Source organism: Rhodococcus sp. 05-2254-6 (genome assembly GCF_002258565.1).
Classification (GTDB): domain Bacteria; phylum Actinomycetota; class Actinomycetes; order Mycobacteriales; family Mycobacteriaceae; genus Rhodococcoides.
The window spans coordinates 1-2,191 of record NZ_NOZF01000015.1; the positions used below are offsets into that span (position 1 = coordinate 1).

General features: G+C 67.1%; 1 protein-coding gene and 2 pseudogenes. All 3 read right to left on the minus strand.

Going from position 1 to position 2,191, the window contains the following annotated elements; translation table 11 throughout:
- Positions 1-694, minus strand: a pseudogene (locus tag CH256_RS01755) (LCP family protein); the annotation flags it as partial.
- 118 nt (positions 695-812) lie between these two features.
- Positions 813-1,952, minus strand: coding sequence for a tRNA dihydrouridine synthase DusB (gene dusB / locus CH256_RS01760; RefSeq protein ID WP_068049864.1), 1,140 nt, complete (start codon positions 1,950-1,952; stop codon positions 813-815).
- Between the two features lie 136 nt (positions 1,953-2,088).
- Positions 2,089-2,191 (minus strand): annotated as a pseudogene (locus tag CH256_RS28420) (acyl-ACP desaturase); the annotation flags it as partial.

A 2,191-nucleotide genomic window follows, 5' to 3' on the forward strand; every position in this document is an offset into this window, starting at 1 on the left:
TGCCGGCACCCACCTCGCCGCTGGCCCCGGTGCGGGTGTCGGTGCCCACGATCAGGTACGTCTCGTCGCCGTATTGGCCTTCGGCGTCGACGACGTCGGTCGAATCGGGATCGAGTGCGGCGACCTGTAGAAATCCCTGATCGGTGTTGCGGAGATATCCCCACACCACTCCGGTCAGGGCCACCGCCAGGATCGCGACGAGAGAGACCAGGCTTCGGCCGATCATCCGCACCCGACGGCGTCGACGCACCCGGCTCATCGCCAACCGTGTCAGAGCCGGGCGATCCGTTGCGGGCGCACCCACCGGTTCCGGTGCCGCGTGCGGCGGCGGAGTCGGCGGTACTGCTCGGGCAGGCGGGGGAGTGGAATCGGTGATGGGGGCGATGACCTCGGTCGGCTCTTCGACCTCGGGACGGTCGTCCGGCACCCGCCGCGTCGATCCCGAGCGGGACATCTTGTCCACCAACTCGGCGACCGAGACGGTGTCGGCGTTACGCGGCGATCGTTTGCCGAGCCTGCCACTGTCCCCGGGCTGCGGCGGTTGCTCCTCGTCCGGCGTTGCAGGCTGCTCGGAATGAGGTGGGCGCTGCCCCGACCGTCCGATTGAGCCGGTTTGTCTGATTGAAGACAGCGGGCGCTCCCATGGGGCGCGACCCTCGGGCACAGACGGGCCCGACTCTCGATCGTCTCCCACGAATTCGAACCTGGCCTTCCATCACACGCACACGCCGCCTGCTCGGCGATCCCAGCCATAGTACTGACTCGAGCGGCATGGTCCACTCGTGCGAGGTCGGCGGCTGGTCAGCTGCAAATCAGCCGCCGGAGTGCATCAGGTCGGCACCGGCGGGCACGCAGACGTCCTCGGGATCGTCGAGCCAACCGTCGGGCAGCGACACCGCGCCGGGTGAGCCCTGTCGACCACGGGGGCCCTCGGCGTCCTTGGGAAACGGAACGGTCGGATCGAGTTGCGCCAGAAGGTCGTCCAGCTCGGTCAAGGTCGAGACCAATGCCATCGAGACTCGAAGGTCGGATCCGGCCGGGAATCCGCGCAGGTACCAGGAGACGTGCTTGCGCAGCTCTCGCAGGCCCTTCTTCTCGCCGTGATGCTCGGCGAGCAACTCGGCATGCCGAGCGATGATGGTGGCCACCTCGCCGAGGGTGGGTGGAGTTGGTTCGGGTCGACCGTTGAGGCGGGCGCTGAGTTCGGCGAACAGCCAGGGCCTACCGAGGCAACCACGCCCGACGACGACGCCGTCGCAGCCCGTCTCCGCCATCATGCGGACCGCGTCGGACGCGGAGAAGATGTCGCCGTTGCCCAGGACCGGGATGCCGGAGACATGTTCCTTGAGTCGAGCGATCTCGTTCCAGTCGGCGGTTCCGGAGTAACGCTGCGAGGCGGTTCGGGCGTGCAGGGCCACCGCCGCTGCGCCCTCGCCTGCGGCGATCCGTCCTGCATCGAGATGAGTGTGGTGGTTCTCGTCGATGCCGACGCGGAACTTGACGGTGACGGGAATGTCGGTGCCCTCGGTGGCCTTGACGGCAGCCGCGACTATGCGGCCGAACAGGTTTCGCTTGTAGGGCAGTGCGGCACCGCCGCCTTTTCGGGTGACTTTCGGAACCGGGCAGCCGAAGTTCATGTCTATGTGGTCGGCCAGATCGTCGTCGACGATCATTTTCGCGGCGGCGTACGTGGTGTCCGGATCGACGGTGTAGAGCTGCAGCGACCGTGGAGTTTCGGTCGGGCCGAACGTCGTCATGTGCATAGTGGCCGGCTGCCGTTCGACGAGCGCTCGCGCTGTGACCATCTCGCAGACGTACAGACCCGAGGTACTGCCGGCCCGCTCCAGCTCCTGCTCCCGGCACAGGGTGCGGAACGCCACATTGGTGACGCCGGCCATCGGTGCGAGGACGACGGGGCTGCGCAACTCCAGCGAGCCGATCTGCAGTGTCATGAGGGAAGCCTTTGGAACGGAGGGAACGTGATCATGGTGACCTCGGTGGGCCGGGGACAACGGTCGGAAGACAGATCCCGGAAAACAGTGGTGCCCGGCACCGAAGTCGGTACCGGGCACACCAGCCGATCTGAGCTTACGACGCGCGTGCTTCGGCCTTCGCGCGTTCGCGGGCGAGGGACCGATCACGCATCTCCTCGAACTTGGTGGCCTGCCGCTCGAGGTCTTCGAGGAACGCG